Raw genomic sequence first — 17,616 nt, forward strand, 5'->3', positions numbered from 1 at the left:
GATGAAATGTTTTAAGATTTTATCTTGTGTATATAGAAATCGTCGTAAAAGACTAAACCTGCGGTTTAATTTACTTGCTGGCATATACAATTTAGATTGGGTGAAAGATAAACAATTAAATTGATTGAAAAATGATTTATGAAGGAAGTCTAATGAAAAAAGCAAAGGGTGTGAAGAGAATTAATTCAAAATTATAATGAAGCACATATAACTAGGAAAACTAAAAATTAGTTATTTTTAGTATGGTGTAACTAAGATTAATTAATTTTTTTAAATCGAATGATAAATATATTTATTGTTTTTAATTTATTCTTTACCATTTTCAAATTTTTAAATAATCCGAAAAGACTATTTTAAACTTTAGGGTTACATATGCTCCTTAGTATATTTGCAACAATAGTACTGGAAAGATTCATGTAATAATGCTTAAAACTCTCTAATTAGTTAGGGAGGCATTGGAATTGGAGAAAAAAGTAAAGTGCCCACTAGCAAATGTGGTTATTGGAGGAATTATCTCATCAACCCTTCTTATGTTGGTTTTATTACCAATATTGTCCCGGTGGATAAATGAAAAGAAAGCTTCTTGACCAATTATAGTAAGCAATTTTTAGCAGAAATATTGAGGCTTACTCAAGTCTCTCAGCTAATCGTAAATAGAATAAGGAAACTATTGTATGTCAGAAGATCATTCTCAGAGCCACGCGGCTGTTACTGAAGAGAATAGTAAGAAGCTAATATTTACTGTAGGTTTGACCACTACGTTTTAATCGTAGAAATTATAACCGTTTTTATTACTCAAAGTTTAACTTTTGTGATTATCTAAAAACACATAGCGGTCGAATGGCCATATTAACTGACTTAAAATCAGTCGCATACTTTAATGTAGCGGTTCTGATAGCACAAAAGTTCGCAGCATGAAAACGGAACCGGCATAATTGATTTATAGTGAACCCATACACTAAGCATAATGATTTAGAGGACGATAATCCCAATGAAAAAATTCCTTTTAGGAGCTGTTGCCGCATCTGTTTTGGCCTTTTCAGGCAATGCTATGGCCAATTTTGTGGCAGGTCAGGACTATCAGGTGGTCGCAAAACCAGTCAAAGTCGAAAAACCGGGCAAAATTGAGGTACGTGAATTCTTCTGGTATGGCTGTGGTCACTGTTTCACGTTGGAACCGCATATGCAGGACTGGTTGAAAAAATTACCCAAAGATATCCGTTTTGTACGTACACCTGCTGCAATGAACCCGCTTTGGGAACAGGCTGCACGTGCTTATTATGTTTCAGAAGCCCTGGGTGTGCGTCAAAAAGCACATTTACAGTTATTCCATGATATTCATGACAAGCAGCGTCCAATTTTAGAACAGGCACAATTGGCCAAGTTCTATACCCGTTATGGTACTTCTGAAGAGAAATTTAACACGACTTATAAATCATTCCCGATTTCGTCAAAAATTGCTCAGGCAAAAAATTTGACTGCTCAATATCAGTTAAGCGGTGTACCAGCGGTGACCGTGAATGGTAAATATATTGTGCAGGGCAATGATGCCAAAGTAATTCAGGTGGTGAATTACCTGATTGAAAAAGAGCGTAAAGCCAAATAAGACGCGATTGATTATCTCTAAAAAAAACCTGCATCGAATCTGCAGGTTTTTTTATTTAAACTGGAGGAATGGTTATTTACGTCCTGACTGCCGGATCTGGTGTTTCTATCGGCGGGCGATACCAGTGTAAAATTCCTCGGAATAAGAGCTGCATCTGCAACACGCTTTGCGCTTTAAAGTCATGGGATTGAATATGAATCGTGGATGGCTTTGTTGCACAAACCTATCTGTAAAGGGTTTTTCAGCGATATAATTTTCAAATGAAGAAGCCTGCACACAAAATCTACCGCACAACCAATTGGCCCGCATATAACCGAGCACTCATGAGTCGCGGAAATATTGCCATTTGGTTTGATCCTGCTACGCAATGGTATGCTCCGTCCATCGGTAAACAAGGGCGAAATCAAACCTACTCCGACGCAGTCATCCAATGCTGCTTAATGATTAAATCCTTATTCCGTCTGTCTTTACGTATGGTCACTGGCTTTGTGCAAAGTCTGATTAAACTTTGCGGATTAAATTGGATAGCTCCAGATTACACCACGCTTTGTAGAAGACAAAAGCATATTGATATTGTAATCAGCTACCAAAAAAGTAGCGATGGGCTGCATCTACTCATGGACTCTACAGGCATGAAGTTTCTAGGTGAGGGCGAATGGAAACGCAAGAAACATGGACCTGAATATCGTCGCCAATGGCGTAAACTTCATATTGGTATAGATGCTAAAACCCTACAAATACGAGCAGTTCAGCTTACAACCAATAATGTCAGTGATTCACAGGTGCTTGGTGATTTACTTAATCAGATTCCACAAGATGAGCGGATTGACTCTGTTTATACCGATGGAGCTTATGACACCAAGCAATGCCGTCAGGTCATTGCAGATCGGCAAGCGCATGCGGTGATTCCACCTAGAAAAAATGCGAAACCATGGAAAGATACAAAGAGTAGCTCGCTAGAGCGAAATGAATTACTTCGAGCAATTAAACGTTTAGGCAGGACACTATGGAAAAAATGGTCAGGCTATCATCGGCGAAGTTTGGTTGAAACTAAGATGCATTGCATCAAATTATTAGGAGATAAACTCAGTGCAAGGAGTTTTGATAGCCAAGTCAATGAGATCCATGCACGTGTGGCAGTCCTTAACAGATTTACGGAATTAGGTCGACCACTTACCCAAGTTACGCCTTAAATTTGGCTCAATTAGGGGCGCTTTGCATTTCAAATCTTTGTGCAACAAAGCCAATGTATATAAAAAATGGTTAAATAATTGCAAGGGGGGCTTTAAAACGTTTTAATCGTAAAGCATTTCCTAGTACAAATATTGACGAGAGAGCCATTGCACCAGCAGCAAATACAGGAGAAAGTAGCAGTCCAAATTGCGGATAAAGTACACCTGCTGCAATAGGAATCAGAGCTGCATTGTAAACAAATGCCCAAAATAAATTTTCACGAATATTGGTTATAGTCGCTTTGCTTAAAGCGATAGCATTTGGCACTCCTTTCAGGTTGCCAGACATCAAAACCACATCAGCAGCTTCAATAGCTACGTCTGTACCTGTACCTATTGCTAAACCAATATCTGCTTCTGCAAGTGCAGGGGCATCATTAATGCCATCTCCAACATATGCGAGTTTACCATATTGATTTTTTAATTTTTTAACGGCCTCTATTTTACCTTCTGGTAAGACTTCTGCAATAACCTCATCAATACCTAGTTTTTTTGCAATCGCTTGAGCTGTATGACGGTTATCACCTGTAATCATGGCAACCTTTAAACCTAACTGATGTAACGCTTCAATTGCAGCAAATGTTGATTCTTTAATTGGATCTGCTACAGCAATAATGGCAGCAAGTTTCTGGTCAATCGCAACATAGAGAGGGGTTTTTCCTTCTTCTCCCAAACGATCCGAAAATTGAGAAAAAACATTAGGATTCAAACCTAGTTTTTCCATATATCGATCTGCACCAATATGAACCAAATGTTCAGACACCGTTGCTTCTATTCCATAGCCCGTGACTGACTTGAAATCAGCAACAGGAGACAGAATTAATTCCTTATCTATAGCGGCTTGTACAATTGCTCGAGCAATAGGATGCTCAGACTTTGATTCAACGGCTGCCATAAGTGAAAGTACGGCATTGTATTCAAACCCTTCTAAGACATGCAGATCGGTTAAAATTGGTTTCCCTTCAGTCAGGGTCCCTGTTTTATCAACAGCAACCACTTTAGTTTCTTTGAGCAGCTGCAAAGCTTCCCCTTTACGGAATAAAACACCCATTTCAGCACCACGCCCAGTTCCCACCATGATTGATGTAGGCGTTGCAAGTCCCATTGCACAAGGACATGCAATAATGAGTACCGCAACTGCATTAACTAAGCTAAACGTTAGGGCTGGCTCAGGGCCGAAGATAAACCAAGTAATAAAAGTTAAAAGAGAGAGACCCATTACTACAGGTACAAACCACATGGTAATTTTATCAACCAATGCCTGAATAGGCAGCTTGGAACCCTGTGCCTGTTCAACCATTCGGATGATTTGAGAAAGCACTGATGAACTACCAACAGAGGTGGCTTTGATATTTAAGCTGCCACTTTGGTTAATTGTTCCTCCTACCACAGTAGAGCCTATCGTTTTTTCAACGGGCATAGGCTCGCCAGTAATCATGGATTCATCAATAAAACTTTGGCCGTGAATAACTTCACCATCGACAGGGATACGCTCGCCTGGTCTAATCTCTACAATCGTTCCTGTTTGAACTTCGGCAATCGGAACTTCTATCACCTGATTATTGAGCTGTATTCTGGCAACTTTAGGCTGCATTCCAACTAGATGTTGAATTGCTAAAGACGTTCGGCCTTTTGCCTTGGCTTCAAAAAATCTACCTAATAGAATTAAAGTGATAATAACCGCTGCAGCTTCATAATAAACATTGACCGTGCCTTGTGGCAGGACACTTGGAAAGAAAGTAGCAACCACTGAATAAAGATAAGCAGCCAATGTTCCTACAGCCACCAAGGAATTCATGTCTGGTGCTAAGCGGAATAAACTTGGGATGCCCTTTTTGAAGAAGCGTCGGCCTGGAAAAATTAATGCTACTGTGGTCAAGAAAAATTGCATTAACCAGCTATTTTGTTGGCCAATGTTATCCATCATAAACGTATGAAAGGCGGGAATCAGGTGTGATCCCATTTCTAAAATAAAAACGGGTAGAGTCAATAAGACTGACAGAATTAAATCTTTTTTAAGTTTTTCTAATTCAATATTCTTTTTATCTTGAAAGCTTTCCGTAGTTTGATGAACTGACTTTGCTTCAAACCCTGCTTTGGTGACGGCCTGAATTAACGAGTCACGAGTGACAGATGAGCTTGCCTGAATAGTCGCTTTTTCAGTAGCCAGATTTACATGAGCTGATTCCACACCCTCAACAGATTTTAAGGCCTTTTCTACTCGACCTACACAAGAAGCACATGACATACCCTCAATCGTAAGCTCTATTGGTTGCAGCGCTTCCACTTCGTAGCCTGCTTTTTCTACGGCTTTAATTAAAGTAGCGCGATCAAGTGGTTGATGCGCATAAATGACTGCTTTTTCGGTAGCCAGATTTACATGAGCCGATTCAACACCCTCAACAGATTTTAAAGCTTTTTCCACACGGCCTACACAAGAAGCACATGTCATCCCCTCAATCTCTAATGTTTCACTGTAGTGTGGCGTATCAGTCATTTCGGTACTCATATACGATCTCTATCATTTAGATATGCTGAGTTCTATATGCGAAGATCAGCTCGAACCAAGATTAGGGGGAATTCAGGGATTACTTTTATTTCAAGCAAGTACAGGTTTTATCTGTACGATGAGGAAAATAAGAGAGAGTAAAAGTGGTAAGGAATTCCCACTGTTACTCTAACAGAGATTAAGCAGGATCAGCTGTAAATCCACGCTCACTGAGAGTGGCAATGACTTGATCCTGACTCACCGTTGTGTTGATTTCAACAATACGGTTTTGTAAATCAATATCGAGTGAGGCATTCGAGTCGAGCTCTTTAATTGCGGTAGTAATGCCGCGTGCACAACCACCACAAGTCATATTAGCGATGTGAAATTTCATATGTTGCTCCTTTTTAACAAAACATTTGTTTAAAACATTAGAACAGTAACTCTAAACTTTCACCATACAACCAGCCTTTTTCTGAATCAGTTACTCGCTGTAACTTGGTCTGTTTACAACCTTACAGTTTTCTTCAGAGTATTCCAAAGAAGAGTGTTCTAATGACTACAGTAAAAGTACTTAACCAACATTAATGTGACTTTAAAATGACATTTTTGTCATCTACGATCACTCTGAAATTTATAAGATTAGTTATTTCAATCAATGGTAGTGAACTGAATAGATGAGACCGTTATGGGTTGAAGATAAGCTAAAAACCGGTGACTACCTTTATGTATAATGCCTCATGATGCGATTTTACTGTTCTGATTGTCGTAAGTTGACAGTCCAGTAGAAACTTTATTGCTCAGCTACAAAAGATAAATGCAGTAATGTTAAATTTCCTCAATTCCCTTATTTTGAAATTCTCTTATTCAATACCCACGACAGTGGTTATATAGCCTGTTGTTAATAGAATTGATAGGCCTAATAACATCTCAAATAAAATGGCATGACTAAGGTGTTTAGCGAATTTAGGATGTTGAAGACGCGGGGTGAAATACCATTTGTTGAAGGCAGCTAAAAGTAGAATACCTATAACAAAAAACATTTTAACCATGAAACCATAGCCATATGCAGTATTGATTAAGGTATTAAAATCTTTAATTAAAAGAAGAGCTACACTAGCGCCACAGGCGATTAATATCCCAACAATGAAAGCAGCAATACGTCCAAATACATGCATGCGATCTTTTAAAGGTAAACCACTTATTTCCCGGCTGGTTTTCCATAACGGATATAAAGACCCCATCCATAACGACATAACTAGAATATGGATTGATAATAAAATTTGAGCAAGTAAGGTTAAATTAGCGACATGTCCGAGCTGGGAAAAACTAAAAATAATCGGGATAAGTAAAATACAAAATATTGAACTTTCAATTATAGAAAAATGACCTTTGTTCCTGTTAAGTTTAACCACCATGAGAAGAAGTAAAAGAGCAAAACTAATAGAACGAAGAACGTATATATACCCCGTCGGAGTATTAACCAATATATTAATATACGTGGGGTCCACCATCCCTGTAATACCAGTATTGGCAAAACTACCAATCAGAATAAAAAATCCCAAGGTACTGGAAATTAGGCCTAATCCAGCGCCAATTGTAATATATTTAAGAATCGATTCTTTTAGTTCAAGATATTGTCTAAGTAAAAAATAGCAAAAGGCTCCACCAACGACAAAAGCTACACTTAAATATAAAATAACCTTAGTTAACCAAGTGGCCCACATCCAATATTCAGAAATCATTATTTTTGTCCATTCTAGAACAACATGCCAGCACCTCACTGACATGTTGAAAGGTAATCAATTCTTATTTAGTTGATTTGATAGTGAAACTATATTCACCATTCATGTTGTGACCATCTTTCCCCATTGTTGTCCAGACAACGGTATATTTACCTTTTTTCAGTTTCGGAAGAGCGACATCAAAGGATTTCTTTAAGTCATGAGTAACTTTATATTTTAAAGGAACATCTCTTCGCTGAGCATCCAGTAACTTAATATTCATCAACATAACCTCTGCACCAAAGTTAAGGGTCAAGTTCTTTGGTTGACTAAGGATAGATGCATTTTCCGCAGGAATCGCACTCACTAAACTCACATGAGCGAACGTAGTTGTAGTAGCCACAATCATCGTTGCAGCTACTACAACATTACGTAGAGCAGTCATTTTATTTTGAAATAATTTCATTTACGTTTCCTCTTGATTCGTTAGTTCATTAGAGATGACTTTATAAAATCTATATTTAATGAGACCACATCATCTCCTCTTATATTTCAATTATTAGTGAGAGACAGAAACAGAGCGATGACTTCAAAATTACATTTTTGTCATTTTTAAAATTTAAAATCTTTAACTATTAAAATAATCTTATTGAAAAATAATGATCATTTAACAAACAAATTATGTAGGTGGTTGATTTATGAAATGTAGTAATCATTTTGTCTAAGAAAATAGTAGCTATTTAATTTTTTATATTTTAGTTTAAATATAAACATGTTATGTTTAATTTGATCTAATATAAATTTGTGGGCTAAGCACATGACTCAAACACGTCCAAGAATGACCAAATTATTTGAACAGCTTGGTTTAGCTTCTACTGAAGAAGCAATTGCAAAATTCATAGAGAGCCATCAGCTAGCTGGAGATGTTTTTTTAACACAAGCAATTTTTTGGACTGATGCTCAACGTCATTTTTTAGAAGAAAAACTACACTCTGATGGTGAATGGACGACAGTGATTGATCAATTAAATGAGTCTTTACATGAAAATTCAGTAAAATAATTTTCCGTTAGTATTAAGGATCTACATTCTTCCCTGCATTGAATACAACTCATTCATACAGTAGTACTGTTTTGGAGATGGAATCTCTATTATATAAGTAGTAGATTCCTTACTCTGAAATTTGGATTATAAACCCTAATATTAAAAATAATCTTCTTTACCTTCTATCTAATAAATATACCAATAAGTTTAATAATTAAATTATCCACCCTTTTTTCTATAAAAAACTATTTTGATCAACTGTATTTTTTCTTTAAAGGAATAACAGTGTAAATTACATTAAGAATGTGTCTCTAACTAGCCTTGGAGTCATCTAATCATTTCATTTTTATTTTTTTAAGCACATAAAATCATAACAACTTTAATAGTTTTAAAAGATTAATATTAAATAAAATTTTTGTCATCTCAGCATAGACTATATATTTCGAGAAGATCTCAAAATTACATTTTTGTCATTTTTAAAAATAATTAATTAATAGTGCTAAAATTTTTAAGAGAGACAGAGAATAACCAAAAATTTCATCAGTTTAGTAGTCAAATTCCTAGTCTCTGTTCAGTACTAAAACATAGCTTGATATACGCTGAATTATCAGGAGACTTTCCCTTGGGAGATTCTAGGCAGCCAACTTATAAAAGTCTTCGGCCATTTGATTTGGTGTCTTAAAACCCAAACCCTTTTGAATTCTTCGATGATTATAAAATAACTCAATGTATTTTATAATATCTGCTTTGGCTTCTTCTCTGGTTTGATAGTTGTAATGATGCACTAACTCATTTTTCAGTATTCCCCAAAAGCTTTCAATCGGTGCATTATCGTAACAGTCTCCGCGCTTGCTCATTGAACCTTGAAAACCATATTGCTCAAGTATATTTCGATATTCATGGCTGCAATATTGACTTCCTCTGTCTGAATGCACAATCAGTTCTTTGGTTGGTTTTTGATTGTGAATAGCCATATTTAGCGCATTACAAACAAGCTGTGTTGTCATGCGCTCATTTAAGCTATAGCCAACCACTTGCTTCGTGTAAAGGTCTTTTACCGCTGCTAAATACAGCCATCCTTCAACAGTCCATATGTACGTAATATCACTTGACCATGCTTGATTTGGTCTAGTCATTGAGAATTGTTGCTCCAGCAGGTTTTCATAGATCGCTCGATTATGGTCACTATTCGTAGTCCTTTTAAAACGCTTGTGTCGCTTACAATACAGGTGGTTCAGCGCTTTTATCTGACGTACAGCGTACATACTCATTTTTATGCCCTGAGCTTGTAAGTATTTGGTTAATCGAATATAACCATAGCTCTGCCTTGTCTCCTCATGGGCTATTTTCACCAATATCGTCTGTTGATTTCGTTGAATCGTTCTTTTGCTCACGCCTCTCTTGAGCCAATCATAAAAACATGAAACTGAAACATGAAGTAATCGAGCCATTAAGGTAATTGGAAAAGAATATCTTTTTTGTTTCATATAGGCGTACCTTACTGACTTTCTTTGGCAAAGTACGCTGCTGCCTTTTTTAAAAATTCACGTTCCATTTCAGCTATTTTGAGCTGTTGTTTGAGTTTTTTATTTTCTTCGAGTAGAGCGTTTAGATCAGGTGAATACTGTTTTGTACCTGCTAAAGTTCCAGCCTTTGCTTTGGTATTCCAATTTGAAAGAGTTTGCATTGAAATGCTAAGTTGTCTGGCTGTTTCCGAGACATTGCCTTGATTGGCTTCAATTAATTTGATGGCTTCAGCTTTAAATTCTGTGGTGTAAGTCTTGTGTTTCTTGCTCATGGTAAACTCCTGATGAGTGTGTTTAGTTTACCAAGTTAAAACCTCCTGTTTTTTCAGCACACATCAGCTTTTACTTCCAAATTATTTAAAGGGAAAAATTATGATGAAATTCAAAAACATTTTTTTGGGCTTATGTATCGCAGCCGCGTCATTGAATACATTTGCACAGCAATCCGATGAACACAAAGATCACCACCCTGAAAAAACAGCACCATCTGCAGTAACAATTAAGCAAACAGTTACCAGCACCACTGCTACAGATAAAATGGCTGCAATGGATCAACACATGAAGGCGATGCAAGCCATGCATGAGAAGATGATGGCTGCAAAAACCCCACAAGAACGTCAGAAACTTATGGCTGAGCACATGAAACTCATGCAAGGAGGTATGAGTATGATGAAACAGATGGGCAGCCAAAGCATGAATGCAAATATGGCTGACCGTCAGCAGATGATGGAAAAACGTATGGACATGATGCAATCCATGATGCAGATGATGATGGACTGTATGCCTCCGTCAGCAACTAAATAGTTACCCATGAATTAGGGGAAAGCACCATGAATCACCAACACCAAGAAAATAATTCAGTACCTAACTTCTGGTCTACACGTTATGCCATTGGTCTAATCGTGCTGGGTGGTGTGGCAGCCTATTTTCTCTTAACCGAGCATTTGGCCCATGTCGTTGGTTTTTTACCCTTTTTACTCCTTTTAGCTTGTCCACTGATGCATATTTTTATGCATGGTGGTCATGGGCATAACCACTCGCAGCAAAAAAAATCCGATATATCTGATAACAAAAAATAGCTCTTATCAGGAGATCCATCATGAATCATGCGGAATCGGCTTATGGTTTATGGACGCTGGTTATCATTAACTCAACAGTTTTTATCATGTTCGCTTTCAGTTTTTTTAGACCTTCCACTGCGCGCGATTGGCGTACATTTGGGGCCTTTTCGGCTTTTATCATTGCTCTATTTGTCGAAATGTATGGTTTTCCTTTAACCATTTACCTGTTATCTGGTTGGCTTCAAACTCGCTTCCCTCAACTTGACTTACTTTCTCATAATGCAGGTCACTTGTGGTCAACGCTATTAGGTGAAAAAGGTGATCCACATTTTGGCATTTTGCATATCGCCAGTTACGTTTTCTTGGGCTATGGATTTTACCTGTTATCAACGTCATGGCACGTGCTGTACAACGCGCAACGTCAGCATTCTTTAGCGATCACAGGCCCTTATGCACGTATACGTCACCCACAATACGTGGCTTTTGTGATGATCTTGCTGGGTTTTTTATTGCAATGGCCAACTTTACTGACACTGATTATGTTTCCAATCCTACTCTTAATGTACAGCCGCTTGGCAATTAAGGAAGAGGCTGAAATGAGTAAACAGTTTGGCGCTGTCTATGACAGCTATGCTCAACAGACTCCGAGATTTATTCCAAAATTCGGCCATAAAACCACTTTTCCATAAGAGAATTATTTATGTCAGATCAAAAAAATCATAACCAGGACCATATGGCACAGGCTACAACAGACGTACTGAAAGACCCAGTCTGTGGTATGACCGTCACTGAAGAATCGAAATACCATGAGGAATTTAAGGGGAAAACTTACTTTTTTTGCAGTGATAAATGTCAATCAAAGTTTCATAGCAGCCCGGTGCAATATATCGCTAAACCCGCAACGACGACTGCCGATGCACATACACAGCATCATCAGACTACTCAATCCGTTAATGATGCAAGCACAACAGGCACGACCATCTATACTTGCCCAATGCATCCAGAAATTAGACAGGATCATCCTGGAAACTGTCCTAAATGCGGAATGACACTGGAACCACTCATTCCCGAGTTAGAGGAAGATGAGAATCCTGAGTTACGTGATTTCCGTCGACGCTTCTGGTGGACACTGCCACTCACCATAGTCGTGACTTTTTTGGCAATGTTTGGCCATCAACTGAACCTATTCGACATGGCGGTTCAGAGCTGGATTGAATTAGTGTTGTCACTGCCGATCGTACTCTGGGCAGGTTGGCCATTTTTTTCCCGTGGTTGGCAATCGGTCGTGAATCGCAGCCCGAACATGTGGACCCTGATCGGTCTAGGTACAGGGGCTGCTTTTATTTACAGTGTGGTTGCAACTGTAGCGCCACAAATCTTTCCAGACTCATTTATTTCCATGGGCCGTGTCGCTGTTTACTTTGAAGCTTCAGCGGTCATCATTTCATTGACCCTACTGGGACAAATATTGGAGTTAAAAGCACGTTCGCAAACTTCTGCTGCAATTAAGTCACTCCTTGGGCTCGCTCCTAAAACAGCTCGCCGAATCCTGCCTGATGGAACTGAAGAAGATGTTCCTCTAACGCATGTCCATGTAGGAGATTTACTCAGAATTCGCCCAGGTGAAAAAGTGCCTGTGGATGGTGTAATCACTGAAGGAAGTAGTTCAGTGGATGAATCGATGCTGACAGGTGAACCTTTACCTATCACTAAACGTATCGGCGATAAAGTCATTGGAGCTACCCTGAATACCAATGGTTCATTGATCATGCGTTCAGAGAAAATTGGTTCAAGTACCATGTTATCCCAGATCGTACAGATGGTGGCGCAAGCTCAACGATCGAGAGCACCAATGCAACGTATGGCTGATCAGGTAGCAGGTTGGTTCGTCATGGCTGTAGTGACCATTGCCTTGCTTACCTTCTTTGGATGGGGACTATTCGGCCCAGAAGAATCAAGCTGGGTTTATGCATTAATCAATGCTGTGGCAGTACTCATTATTGCCTGTCCTTGTGCACTAGGCTTGGCAACTCCAATGTCTATCATGGTTGCGACGGGTCAAGGTGCTACTCATGGTGTGCTGTTTCGTGATGCAGCAGCCATTGAGAATCTACGCAAGATTGACACACTAATCATCGATAAAACAGGTACGTTAACTGAAGGACGCCCTGTATTCGATCGTGTAGTTGCCGCATCAGATTTTGACGAATCTGAAGTATTACGTTTAGCCGCCAGTCTTGATCAAGGCAGTGAACACCCGCTAGCCGAAGCGATTGTAAACGCAGCACACGAACGTGGCCTGTCTCTTGAAACACCAGATAATTTTGAATCGGGCTCAGGGATTGGTGTTCGAGGTCAAGTGGGCGATCGTCAGTTAGCTTTGGGCAACACAGCACTGATGGAGCAATTGGGTATCTCGGTACAATCTCTGATTCCGCAAGCCGAAGAGCTGCGTTCGGAAGGTGCAAGTGTGATGCATCTAGCCATCAATGGTGAATTGGCCGGTCTGCTTGCAGTATCCGATCCCATTAAAAAAAATACCCCAGAAGCACTTGCCACCCTGAAGGAAGCGGGTCTACGTATCGTGATGGCAACAGGAGATGGTCTCACCACTGCCCGTTCAGTCGCAGCACGTCTAGGCATTGATGAGGTACATGGCGAAGTCAAACCCGCAGATAAACTAGAACTGGTCAGCAAATTGCAGAAGGAAGGTCGCATCGTGGCTATGGCTGGTGATGGCATCAATGATGCACCAGCCTTGGCTAAAGCTGATGTCGGTATCGCTATGGGAACCGGGACTGATGTTGCAATGAATAGTGCCCAAGTTACGCTGGTCAAGGGAGATTTACGAGGGATTGCTGTTGCCCGTTCACTTTCGGAAGCTACTGTCGGCAACATGAAACAGAACCTCATGTTTGCTTTCCTTTACAATGCTTTGGGTATCCCTATCGCGGCTGGCGTACTATATCCATTTACCGGTTGGTTGTTGTCACCGATGATTGCCGCCTTGGCTATGAGTTTGAGTTCAGCTTCAGTCATCACGAATGCCCTTCGCCTGCGAAATAAAAAGTTATGATAGAGAGTTCCTTTCTTCCACCAGATGTACCAGGTCTTATTGCAGCACTTGCCATCGGCCTGCTCATTGGTTTAGAACGAGGATGGCACGATCGTGAATTGCCCGAGGGCAGCCGAGTAGCAGGCCTACGTACCTTCACATTGACAGGATTGCTCGGAGGAGTGCTCGGTCATTTACAACCAAACTTCGGGCCTTGGCCGCTGGTCGCGGCCGTATTAGGGCTTTCCTTATTATTAACAGTGTCCTACGCGCGTACCGCAAAACTTTCCGGTAATCTAAGCGCTACCACGACGATCGCGATGCTGTTGACATTAGTTTTAGGTGCATATGCATCCCATGGTAATGTTACTTTAGCATTAACCGCGGCTGTAATCGTCGCTGTATTTTTGGATCTCAAGCCAACCTTACACGGTTGGCTACGCTTGATAGAGCATCGTGAATTAACCGCATCCCTGCAGTTGCTGGTACTTTCTGTCGTTATATTACCCTACTTACCCAATACGGGTCTGGGACCTTTTGCTGCATTAAATCCTTACCAGTTATGGTGGGCAGTGATCCTGATTGCCGGACTCTCTCTGGCAGGTCATTTTGCCATGCGGCTTACCGGTTCAGAAAGAGGCATATTCTGGACAGGTCTATTGGGTGGTTTGGCATCTTCTACAGCTGCAACTGTCGCACTGGCACGCTATACACGCCAGCACCCCGTCATGGTCAGTGCTGCTATTTCTGGAACATTGGCTGCCTGTGGCATCATGTTTTTTCGTATGGTTGTGCTGATAGGCGTCATTGAGCCAGCATTGCTAAGCACTTTTGGTGGTGCAATGATGATTGCGGGAATCCTTCTGCTGGGTATGGCATTGTGGAGACAACGCCAAATTACCAGCGCTGAAAACAACGATCGAACAATAGAAGCAATGGCTCCTTTTGATCTTGGGACAGCATTCAGCTTCGCTGCTTTCCTGGCTGTCATGGCAGTCTTGGTCCCGGCAGCAAAACAATGGTTGGGCACCAGCGGCATCTTCGTATTATCGACTATTTCTGGGCTAGCAGACGTAGATGCTATTTTAGTCTCACTTGCCCGCCTGCATAGTACTGAAGGCTTAACAACAAATGTGGCTGCTGTCGCGCTAGGGCTGGCCACACTGAGCAACATGTTAAGCAAAGCGACAATTGCAAGGATGACAGGGGGGGCACAGTTTGGCCGAGCTATCATATTTGGCTACACAATTGCCATGATAGGTGCTGGCGTAGCTCTGGCTCTCAGTTTGAGCTTTATGTAAGGTCAACTCGGGTAAATGGAAGAGGTTCAAAAAATGAGTTAAAATGATTCCCCTTGCATGGATTCACTTTGAAAAACAATGGTAAAAATGATTCGACCATTGAGGGATTCAGCCTGGATGGTCGCCCCAAGCATATCAAGAATAGATTTTGTTATGGCAAGCCCTAAGCCGGTTCCTTCTTCTGTTCTTTGTCTAGACGCATCTGTTCGATAAAAACGATCAAATAATCTGGATAGTTGTTCAGGAGAGAGTTCAGGGCCTTCATTTTCAATTGAAAATATTGTGTTATCTAAATTCTGTTGAAGTTTTATCTGTATTGTAGAATTCTTGTTTCCATATTTAACTGCATTAGACAATAGGTTGCTGAGTGCGCGACGTAACATAGCAGGATCACCTTTTACATTGCCAGATCCTGTTTGTTGAAGTGTCATATTTTTTTCGGCAGCTAGAGCGTCATAGAAATCAAATAAAGCGGTAACTTCTTTAACCAGGTCAATATTCTGTAAGTTCTGTAAATTTAAGCCATGTTCTGCTTTTGCCAAGAAAAGCATATCGGACACCATTCGAGCCAAACGTTCAAATTCTTCTAAATTAGAAAATAGTATTTCTTGATAAGTACCAATATCTCGGTTACGGGCGAGACATACTTGAGTTTGGGTCATTAAATTATTAATCGGTGTTCTAATTTCATGTGCTAAATCAGATGAAAAATCGGAAAGTTTTTCTAAAGCTGACTCTAGTCTGTCCAGCATAGCATTGAAGGCGATTGCCAATGATTTTAGTTCGGTTGGTGTATGCTCAACTTCTAAACGTTCTGAAAGATGTTGAGCAGAAATTCCTTCTGCGACCTTAGCCATTTTTTGCACTGGTCTTAAACCTCTCCAGGTTGCAAACCAACCTAAAAACATTAAACAAATTGTACCAGCCAAACCAATATACAAAAGTTGACGCTTAAAATCTTTTAGAAAATGTAGATGTTCTGATGTATCGATCCCAACAATAATTCGTACAGATTGTATTTCAGAATTTCTATTTATACCTGTAGTGTAGATCATGCCACGATAGGTCTTATTTTGAACTTGCCATTTAATCCATGAATTATTTGCTGACTTGATTAAATTTTGAGTATTAATGATTGAGGATGCTGAACTAAATAAAACTTTACCTGTCGGTCGTTCTATTTGGACCATAAGATCATGGTGTCCAACTAACGCATCTCTTAAATAAAGATTAAGTTCTGGAGAATTTTTAGGATGCTGTTGGAGAAGATTCTGAATAAGCTGGATTTTACCTTCTAATTGGGTACGATCTTGCGTTTCAAAATGATGCATCACTAATTTATGGATGAAAAACCCCATCATAATGAGAATACATATAGTCGATAATGAGAAAATAATACCAATACGAAAACTGATAGATTTGAATAATTTATTATTCATCTTCTACCTCTAATACATACCCCATTCCTCTAATATTTTGAATTAACTTAGGGGTAAAATTACTATCTACTTTATTTCTTAATCGTTTAATAGCGACTTCAACTACATTTGTATCACTATCAAAGTTCATATCCCAAATTTGAGATGCAATAAGTGCTCTTGGTAGAATTTCACCTCTTCTACGCATAAAAAGCTCCATAAGAGCAAATTCTTTAGCCGTTAAATCAATGCGTTGACCTGCTCGTGTTACCCGACGTTTTCTCAAATCAAGTTCTAAATCAGCAATCTTAATAATATTATTATCTTCTCTTTGTTGCCCTCGTCTAAGGAGCGTTTTTATTCGAGCTAGAAGCTCTGCAAAAGCAAAAGGCTTAACTAAATAATCATCAGCGCCTAGCTCTAATCCTTTTACTCGATCTTCGATTTGATCTCGGGCGGTAAGAAAAAGAATGGGCATTGTTTTACCGCTGCTACGAATATCATTGATAATATTCCAACCATTTAGTCCAGGTAACATCACGTCTAAAATAATTAAGTCATACTCTTCAGAAAGAGCTTGATGTTTACCCGTTAACCCATCTGTAACCCAGTCCGTAATATAGCCAGCTTCGGATAAACCTTGCTTGAGATAATCACCAGTTTTTTGTTCATCTTCAACTAATAGTATTCTCATCTCAGAATCCTAAGTTATTCATTAAAACTATAATAACGTTATAAAACATCTGATCGAGATAGATTACAAAAATGTCATTTTCAAGTCACTTAGATGTTCAGTGCTTCACTTTATTGTAGTAGCAAGAAATTAACTTTTAGAGAAACTTATGAAAACTGTAGTGCGTCGTAGTCTAACAATTTTAATGTGTGCTGGAACTTTAATTGCTGGTACTCAATCTTGGGCAAAAGATGTATCAACCTCAAGTGCCACTAAAACGGTAAAAGCACAGGAACCTTGTACAAAACCTTGTAAAATGGAAAAAGATGACAAGACTCAGCAAGATCATAGTCAACATCAGTCTCCTAACTCATCTGACATGTCAAAAATGGATCATTCTATGATGAATATGGACCATTCTAAAATGGATCATTCAAAGATGAATATGCCTAGTAGCAATAAATAATTTTATAAATAGCGAGAAAGAAGT

The 17,616-nt window shown here is 39.3% G+C and carries 16 protein-coding genes and 3 pseudogenes; 11 read left to right on the plus strand and 8 right to left on the minus strand.

The features are described 5' to 3' along the window. Nucleotides 1-470 precede the first annotated feature (470 nt). From G0028_RS21430 to G0028_RS19815, 3 genes and pseudogenes are all read left to right on the plus strand, one after another. Nucleotides 471-587, plus strand: a pseudogene (locus G0028_RS21430) (hypothetical protein); the annotation flags it as partial. 87 nt (nucleotides 588-674) lie between these two features. After that, nucleotides 675-814: pseudogene (locus tag G0028_RS21320) on the plus strand (cation transporter); the annotation flags it as partial. Nucleotides 815-991: 177 nt separating this feature from the next. Further along, complete coding sequence (locus tag G0028_RS19815; protein ID WP_180046857.1) at nucleotides 992-1,606, plus strand: thiol:disulfide interchange protein DsbA/DsbL; 615 nt, start codon at nucleotides 992-994, stop codon at nucleotides 1,604-1,606. A 76-nt stretch (nucleotides 1,607-1,682) separates the two neighbouring features. Here G0028_RS19815 and G0028_RS21325 read toward each other — a convergent pair. After that, a pseudogene (locus G0028_RS21325) lies at nucleotides 1,683-1,796 on the minus strand (TetR family transcriptional regulator); the annotation flags it as partial. A gap of 70 nt (nucleotides 1,797-1,866) precedes the next feature. Between G0028_RS21325 and G0028_RS19820 the strand changes: the two are divergent. Further along, the gene (locus G0028_RS19820; protein WP_034581348.1) at nucleotides 1,867-2,799 is read left to right on the plus strand and encodes an IS5-like element ISAba12 family transposase; all 933 of its coding nucleotides are present in this window, start codon (nucleotides 1,867-1,869) and stop codon (nucleotides 2,797-2,799) included. A 70-nt stretch (nucleotides 2,800-2,869) separates the two neighbouring features. Here the strand turns inward: G0028_RS19820 and G0028_RS19825 are convergent, their stop codons facing one another. The 4 genes from G0028_RS19825 to G0028_RS19840 all read right to left on the minus strand — a co-directional run bounded on the left by G0028_RS19825 (nucleotide 2,870) and on the right by G0028_RS19840 (nucleotide 7,516). After that, nucleotides 2,870-5,347 (minus strand): heavy metal translocating P-type ATPase, encoded by a 2,478-nt coding sequence (locus G0028_RS19825; protein ID WP_004281880.1) that lies wholly within the window; start codon nucleotides 5,345-5,347, stop codon nucleotides 2,870-2,872. 178 nt (nucleotides 5,348-5,525) lie between these two features. Next, complete coding sequence (locus tag G0028_RS19830; RefSeq protein ID WP_004281879.1) at nucleotides 5,526-5,720, minus strand: heavy-metal-associated domain-containing protein; 195 nt, start codon at nucleotides 5,718-5,720, stop codon at nucleotides 5,526-5,528. A gap of 469 nt (nucleotides 5,721-6,189) precedes the next feature. Further along, a complete protein-coding gene (locus G0028_RS19835) occupies nucleotides 6,190-7,071 on the minus strand; it encodes a copper resistance D family protein (protein WP_023278709.1) in 882 nt (293 codons plus the stop codon). Between the two features lie 64 nt (nucleotides 7,072-7,135). Continuing rightward, nucleotides 7,136-7,516: a copper resistance protein CopC gene (locus tag G0028_RS19840; RefSeq protein ID WP_004681441.1), complete on the minus strand. Its 381-nt coding sequence runs from the start codon at nucleotides 7,514-7,516 to the stop codon at nucleotides 7,136-7,138. 351 nt (nucleotides 7,517-7,867) lie between these two features. On the opposite strand from G0028_RS19840, the gene G0028_RS19845 reads away from it, so the two are divergent. After that, nucleotides 7,868-8,110, plus strand: coding sequence for a DUF2789 family protein (locus G0028_RS19845; RefSeq protein ID WP_004281876.1), 243 nt, complete (start codon nucleotides 7,868-7,870; stop codon nucleotides 8,108-8,110). 614 nt (nucleotides 8,111-8,724) lie between these two features. Here the strand turns inward: G0028_RS19845 and G0028_RS19850 are convergent. Beyond that, nucleotides 8,725-9,890 (minus strand): IS3-like element ISAba22 family transposase gene (locus tag G0028_RS19850; protein WP_085940844.1). Its coding sequence is split into 2 segments (ribosomal slippage): nucleotides 8,725-9,632 and nucleotides 9,632-9,890, totalling 1,167 coding nucleotides; the frame shifts between segments, so codons are not numbered across the junction. A 100-nt stretch (nucleotides 9,891-9,990) separates the two neighbouring features. On the opposite strand from G0028_RS19850, the gene G0028_RS19855 reads away from it, so the two are divergent. The 5 genes from G0028_RS19855 to G0028_RS19875 are packed head-to-tail and all read left to right on the plus strand — an operon-like array spanning nucleotide 9,991 to nucleotide 15,035. Further along, nucleotides 9,991-10,422 (plus strand): hypothetical protein, encoded by a 432-nt coding sequence (locus tag G0028_RS19855; RefSeq protein WP_004695737.1) that lies wholly within the window; start codon nucleotides 9,991-9,993, stop codon nucleotides 10,420-10,422. 26 nt (nucleotides 10,423-10,448) lie between these two features. Continuing rightward, nucleotides 10,449-10,697 (plus strand): DUF2933 domain-containing protein, encoded by a 249-nt coding sequence (locus G0028_RS19860; RefSeq protein WP_180046855.1) that lies wholly within the window; start codon nucleotides 10,449-10,451, stop codon nucleotides 10,695-10,697. Between the two features lie 20 nt (nucleotides 10,698-10,717). Continuing rightward, on the plus strand, nucleotides 10,718-11,368 hold the full coding sequence (locus tag G0028_RS19865) for a methyltransferase family protein (protein WP_180046853.1): 651 nt from the start codon (nucleotides 10,718-10,720) through the stop codon (nucleotides 11,366-11,368). A gap of 11 nt (nucleotides 11,369-11,379) precedes the next feature. Beyond that, nucleotides 11,380-13,755 (plus strand): heavy metal translocating P-type ATPase, encoded by a 2,376-nt coding sequence (locus G0028_RS19870; protein WP_180046850.1) that lies wholly within the window; start codon nucleotides 11,380-11,382, stop codon nucleotides 13,753-13,755. Next, complete coding sequence (locus tag G0028_RS19875; protein ID WP_180046848.1) at nucleotides 13,752-15,035, plus strand: MgtC/SapB family protein; 1,284 nt, start codon at nucleotides 13,752-13,754, stop codon at nucleotides 15,033-15,035. Before G0028_RS19870 ends, G0028_RS19875 begins: the two co-directional genes overlap by 4 nt. A gap of 38 nt (nucleotides 15,036-15,073) precedes the next feature. Here G0028_RS19875 and G0028_RS19880 read toward each other — a convergent pair whose 3' ends face one another. Together G0028_RS19880 and G0028_RS19885 are read right to left on the minus strand one after the other, a co-directional pair. After that, nucleotides 15,074-16,474, minus strand: coding sequence for a heavy metal sensor histidine kinase (locus G0028_RS19880; protein WP_180046846.1), 1,401 nt, complete (start codon nucleotides 16,472-16,474; stop codon nucleotides 15,074-15,076). Next, the gene (locus tag G0028_RS19885; protein WP_004679347.1) at nucleotides 16,467-17,147 is read right to left on the minus strand and encodes a heavy metal response regulator transcription factor; all 681 of its coding nucleotides are present in this window, start codon (nucleotides 17,145-17,147) and stop codon (nucleotides 16,467-16,469) included. Before G0028_RS19885 ends, G0028_RS19880 begins: the two co-directional genes overlap by 8 nt. 148 nt (nucleotides 17,148-17,295) lie before the next feature. Here G0028_RS19885 and G0028_RS19890 point away from each other — a divergent pair, with 148 nt between their 5' ends. Next, nucleotides 17,296-17,592, plus strand: coding sequence for a hypothetical protein (locus G0028_RS19890; RefSeq protein ID WP_004281865.1), 297 nt, complete (start codon nucleotides 17,296-17,298; stop codon nucleotides 17,590-17,592). The last annotated feature ends 24 nt before the right edge of the window (nucleotides 17,593-17,616 follow it).

It is taken from the genome of Acinetobacter piscicola (assembly GCF_015218165.1).
GTDB lineage: Bacteria > Pseudomonadota > Gammaproteobacteria > Pseudomonadales > Moraxellaceae > Acinetobacter > Acinetobacter piscicola_A.

Excerpts from the sequence above, each read along its gene's own strand:
- G0028_RS19845 (WP_004281876.1), top strand. The coding sequence starts at position 7,868 with ATGACTCAAACACGTCCAAGAATGACCAAATTATTTGAACAGCTTGGT.
- G0028_RS19835 (WP_023278709.1), bottom strand. The coding sequence starts at position 7,071 with ATGATTTCTGAATATTGGATGTGGGCCACTTGGTTAACTAAGGTTATT.
- G0028_RS19860 (WP_180046855.1), top strand. The coding sequence starts at position 10,449 with ATGAATCACCAACACCAAGAAAATAATTCAGTACCTAACTTCTGGTCT.
- G0028_RS19830 (WP_004281879.1), bottom strand. The coding sequence starts at position 5,720 with ATGAAATTTCACATCGCTAATATGACTTGTGGTGGTTGTGCACGCGGC.
- G0028_RS19875 (WP_180046848.1), top strand. The coding sequence starts at position 13,752 with ATGATAGAGAGTTCCTTTCTTCCACCAGATGTACCAGGTCTTATTGCA.
- G0028_RS19865 (WP_180046853.1), top strand. The coding sequence starts at position 10,718 with ATGAATCATGCGGAATCGGCTTATGGTTTATGGACGCTGGTTATCATT.
- G0028_RS19815 (WP_180046857.1), top strand. The coding sequence starts at position 992 with ATGAAAAAATTCCTTTTAGGAGCTGTTGCCGCATCTGTTTTGGCCTTT.
- G0028_RS19840 (WP_004681441.1), bottom strand. The coding sequence starts at position 7,516 with ATGAAATTATTTCAAAATAAAATGACTGCTCTACGTAATGTTGTAGTA.
- G0028_RS19890 (WP_004281865.1), top strand. The coding sequence starts at position 17,296 with ATGAAAACTGTAGTGCGTCGTAGTCTAACAATTTTAATGTGTGCTGGA.
- G0028_RS19885 (WP_004679347.1), bottom strand. The coding sequence starts at position 17,147 with ATGAGAATACTATTAGTTGAAGATGAACAAAAAACTGGTGATTATCTC.
- G0028_RS19820 (WP_034581348.1), top strand. The coding sequence starts at position 1,867 with ATGAAGAAGCCTGCACACAAAATCTACCGCACAACCAATTGGCCCGCA.
- G0028_RS19855 (WP_004695737.1), top strand. The coding sequence starts at position 9,991 with ATGATGAAATTCAAAAACATTTTTTTGGGCTTATGTATCGCAGCCGCG.
- G0028_RS19825 (WP_004281880.1), bottom strand. The coding sequence starts at position 5,347 with ATGAGTACCGAAATGACTGATACGCCACACTACAGTGAAACATTAGAG.
- G0028_RS19880 (WP_180046846.1), bottom strand. The coding sequence starts at position 16,474 with ATGAATAATAAATTATTCAAATCTATCAGTTTTCGTATTGGTATTATT.
- G0028_RS19870 (WP_180046850.1), top strand. The coding sequence starts at position 11,380 with ATGTCAGATCAAAAAAATCATAACCAGGACCATATGGCACAGGCTACA.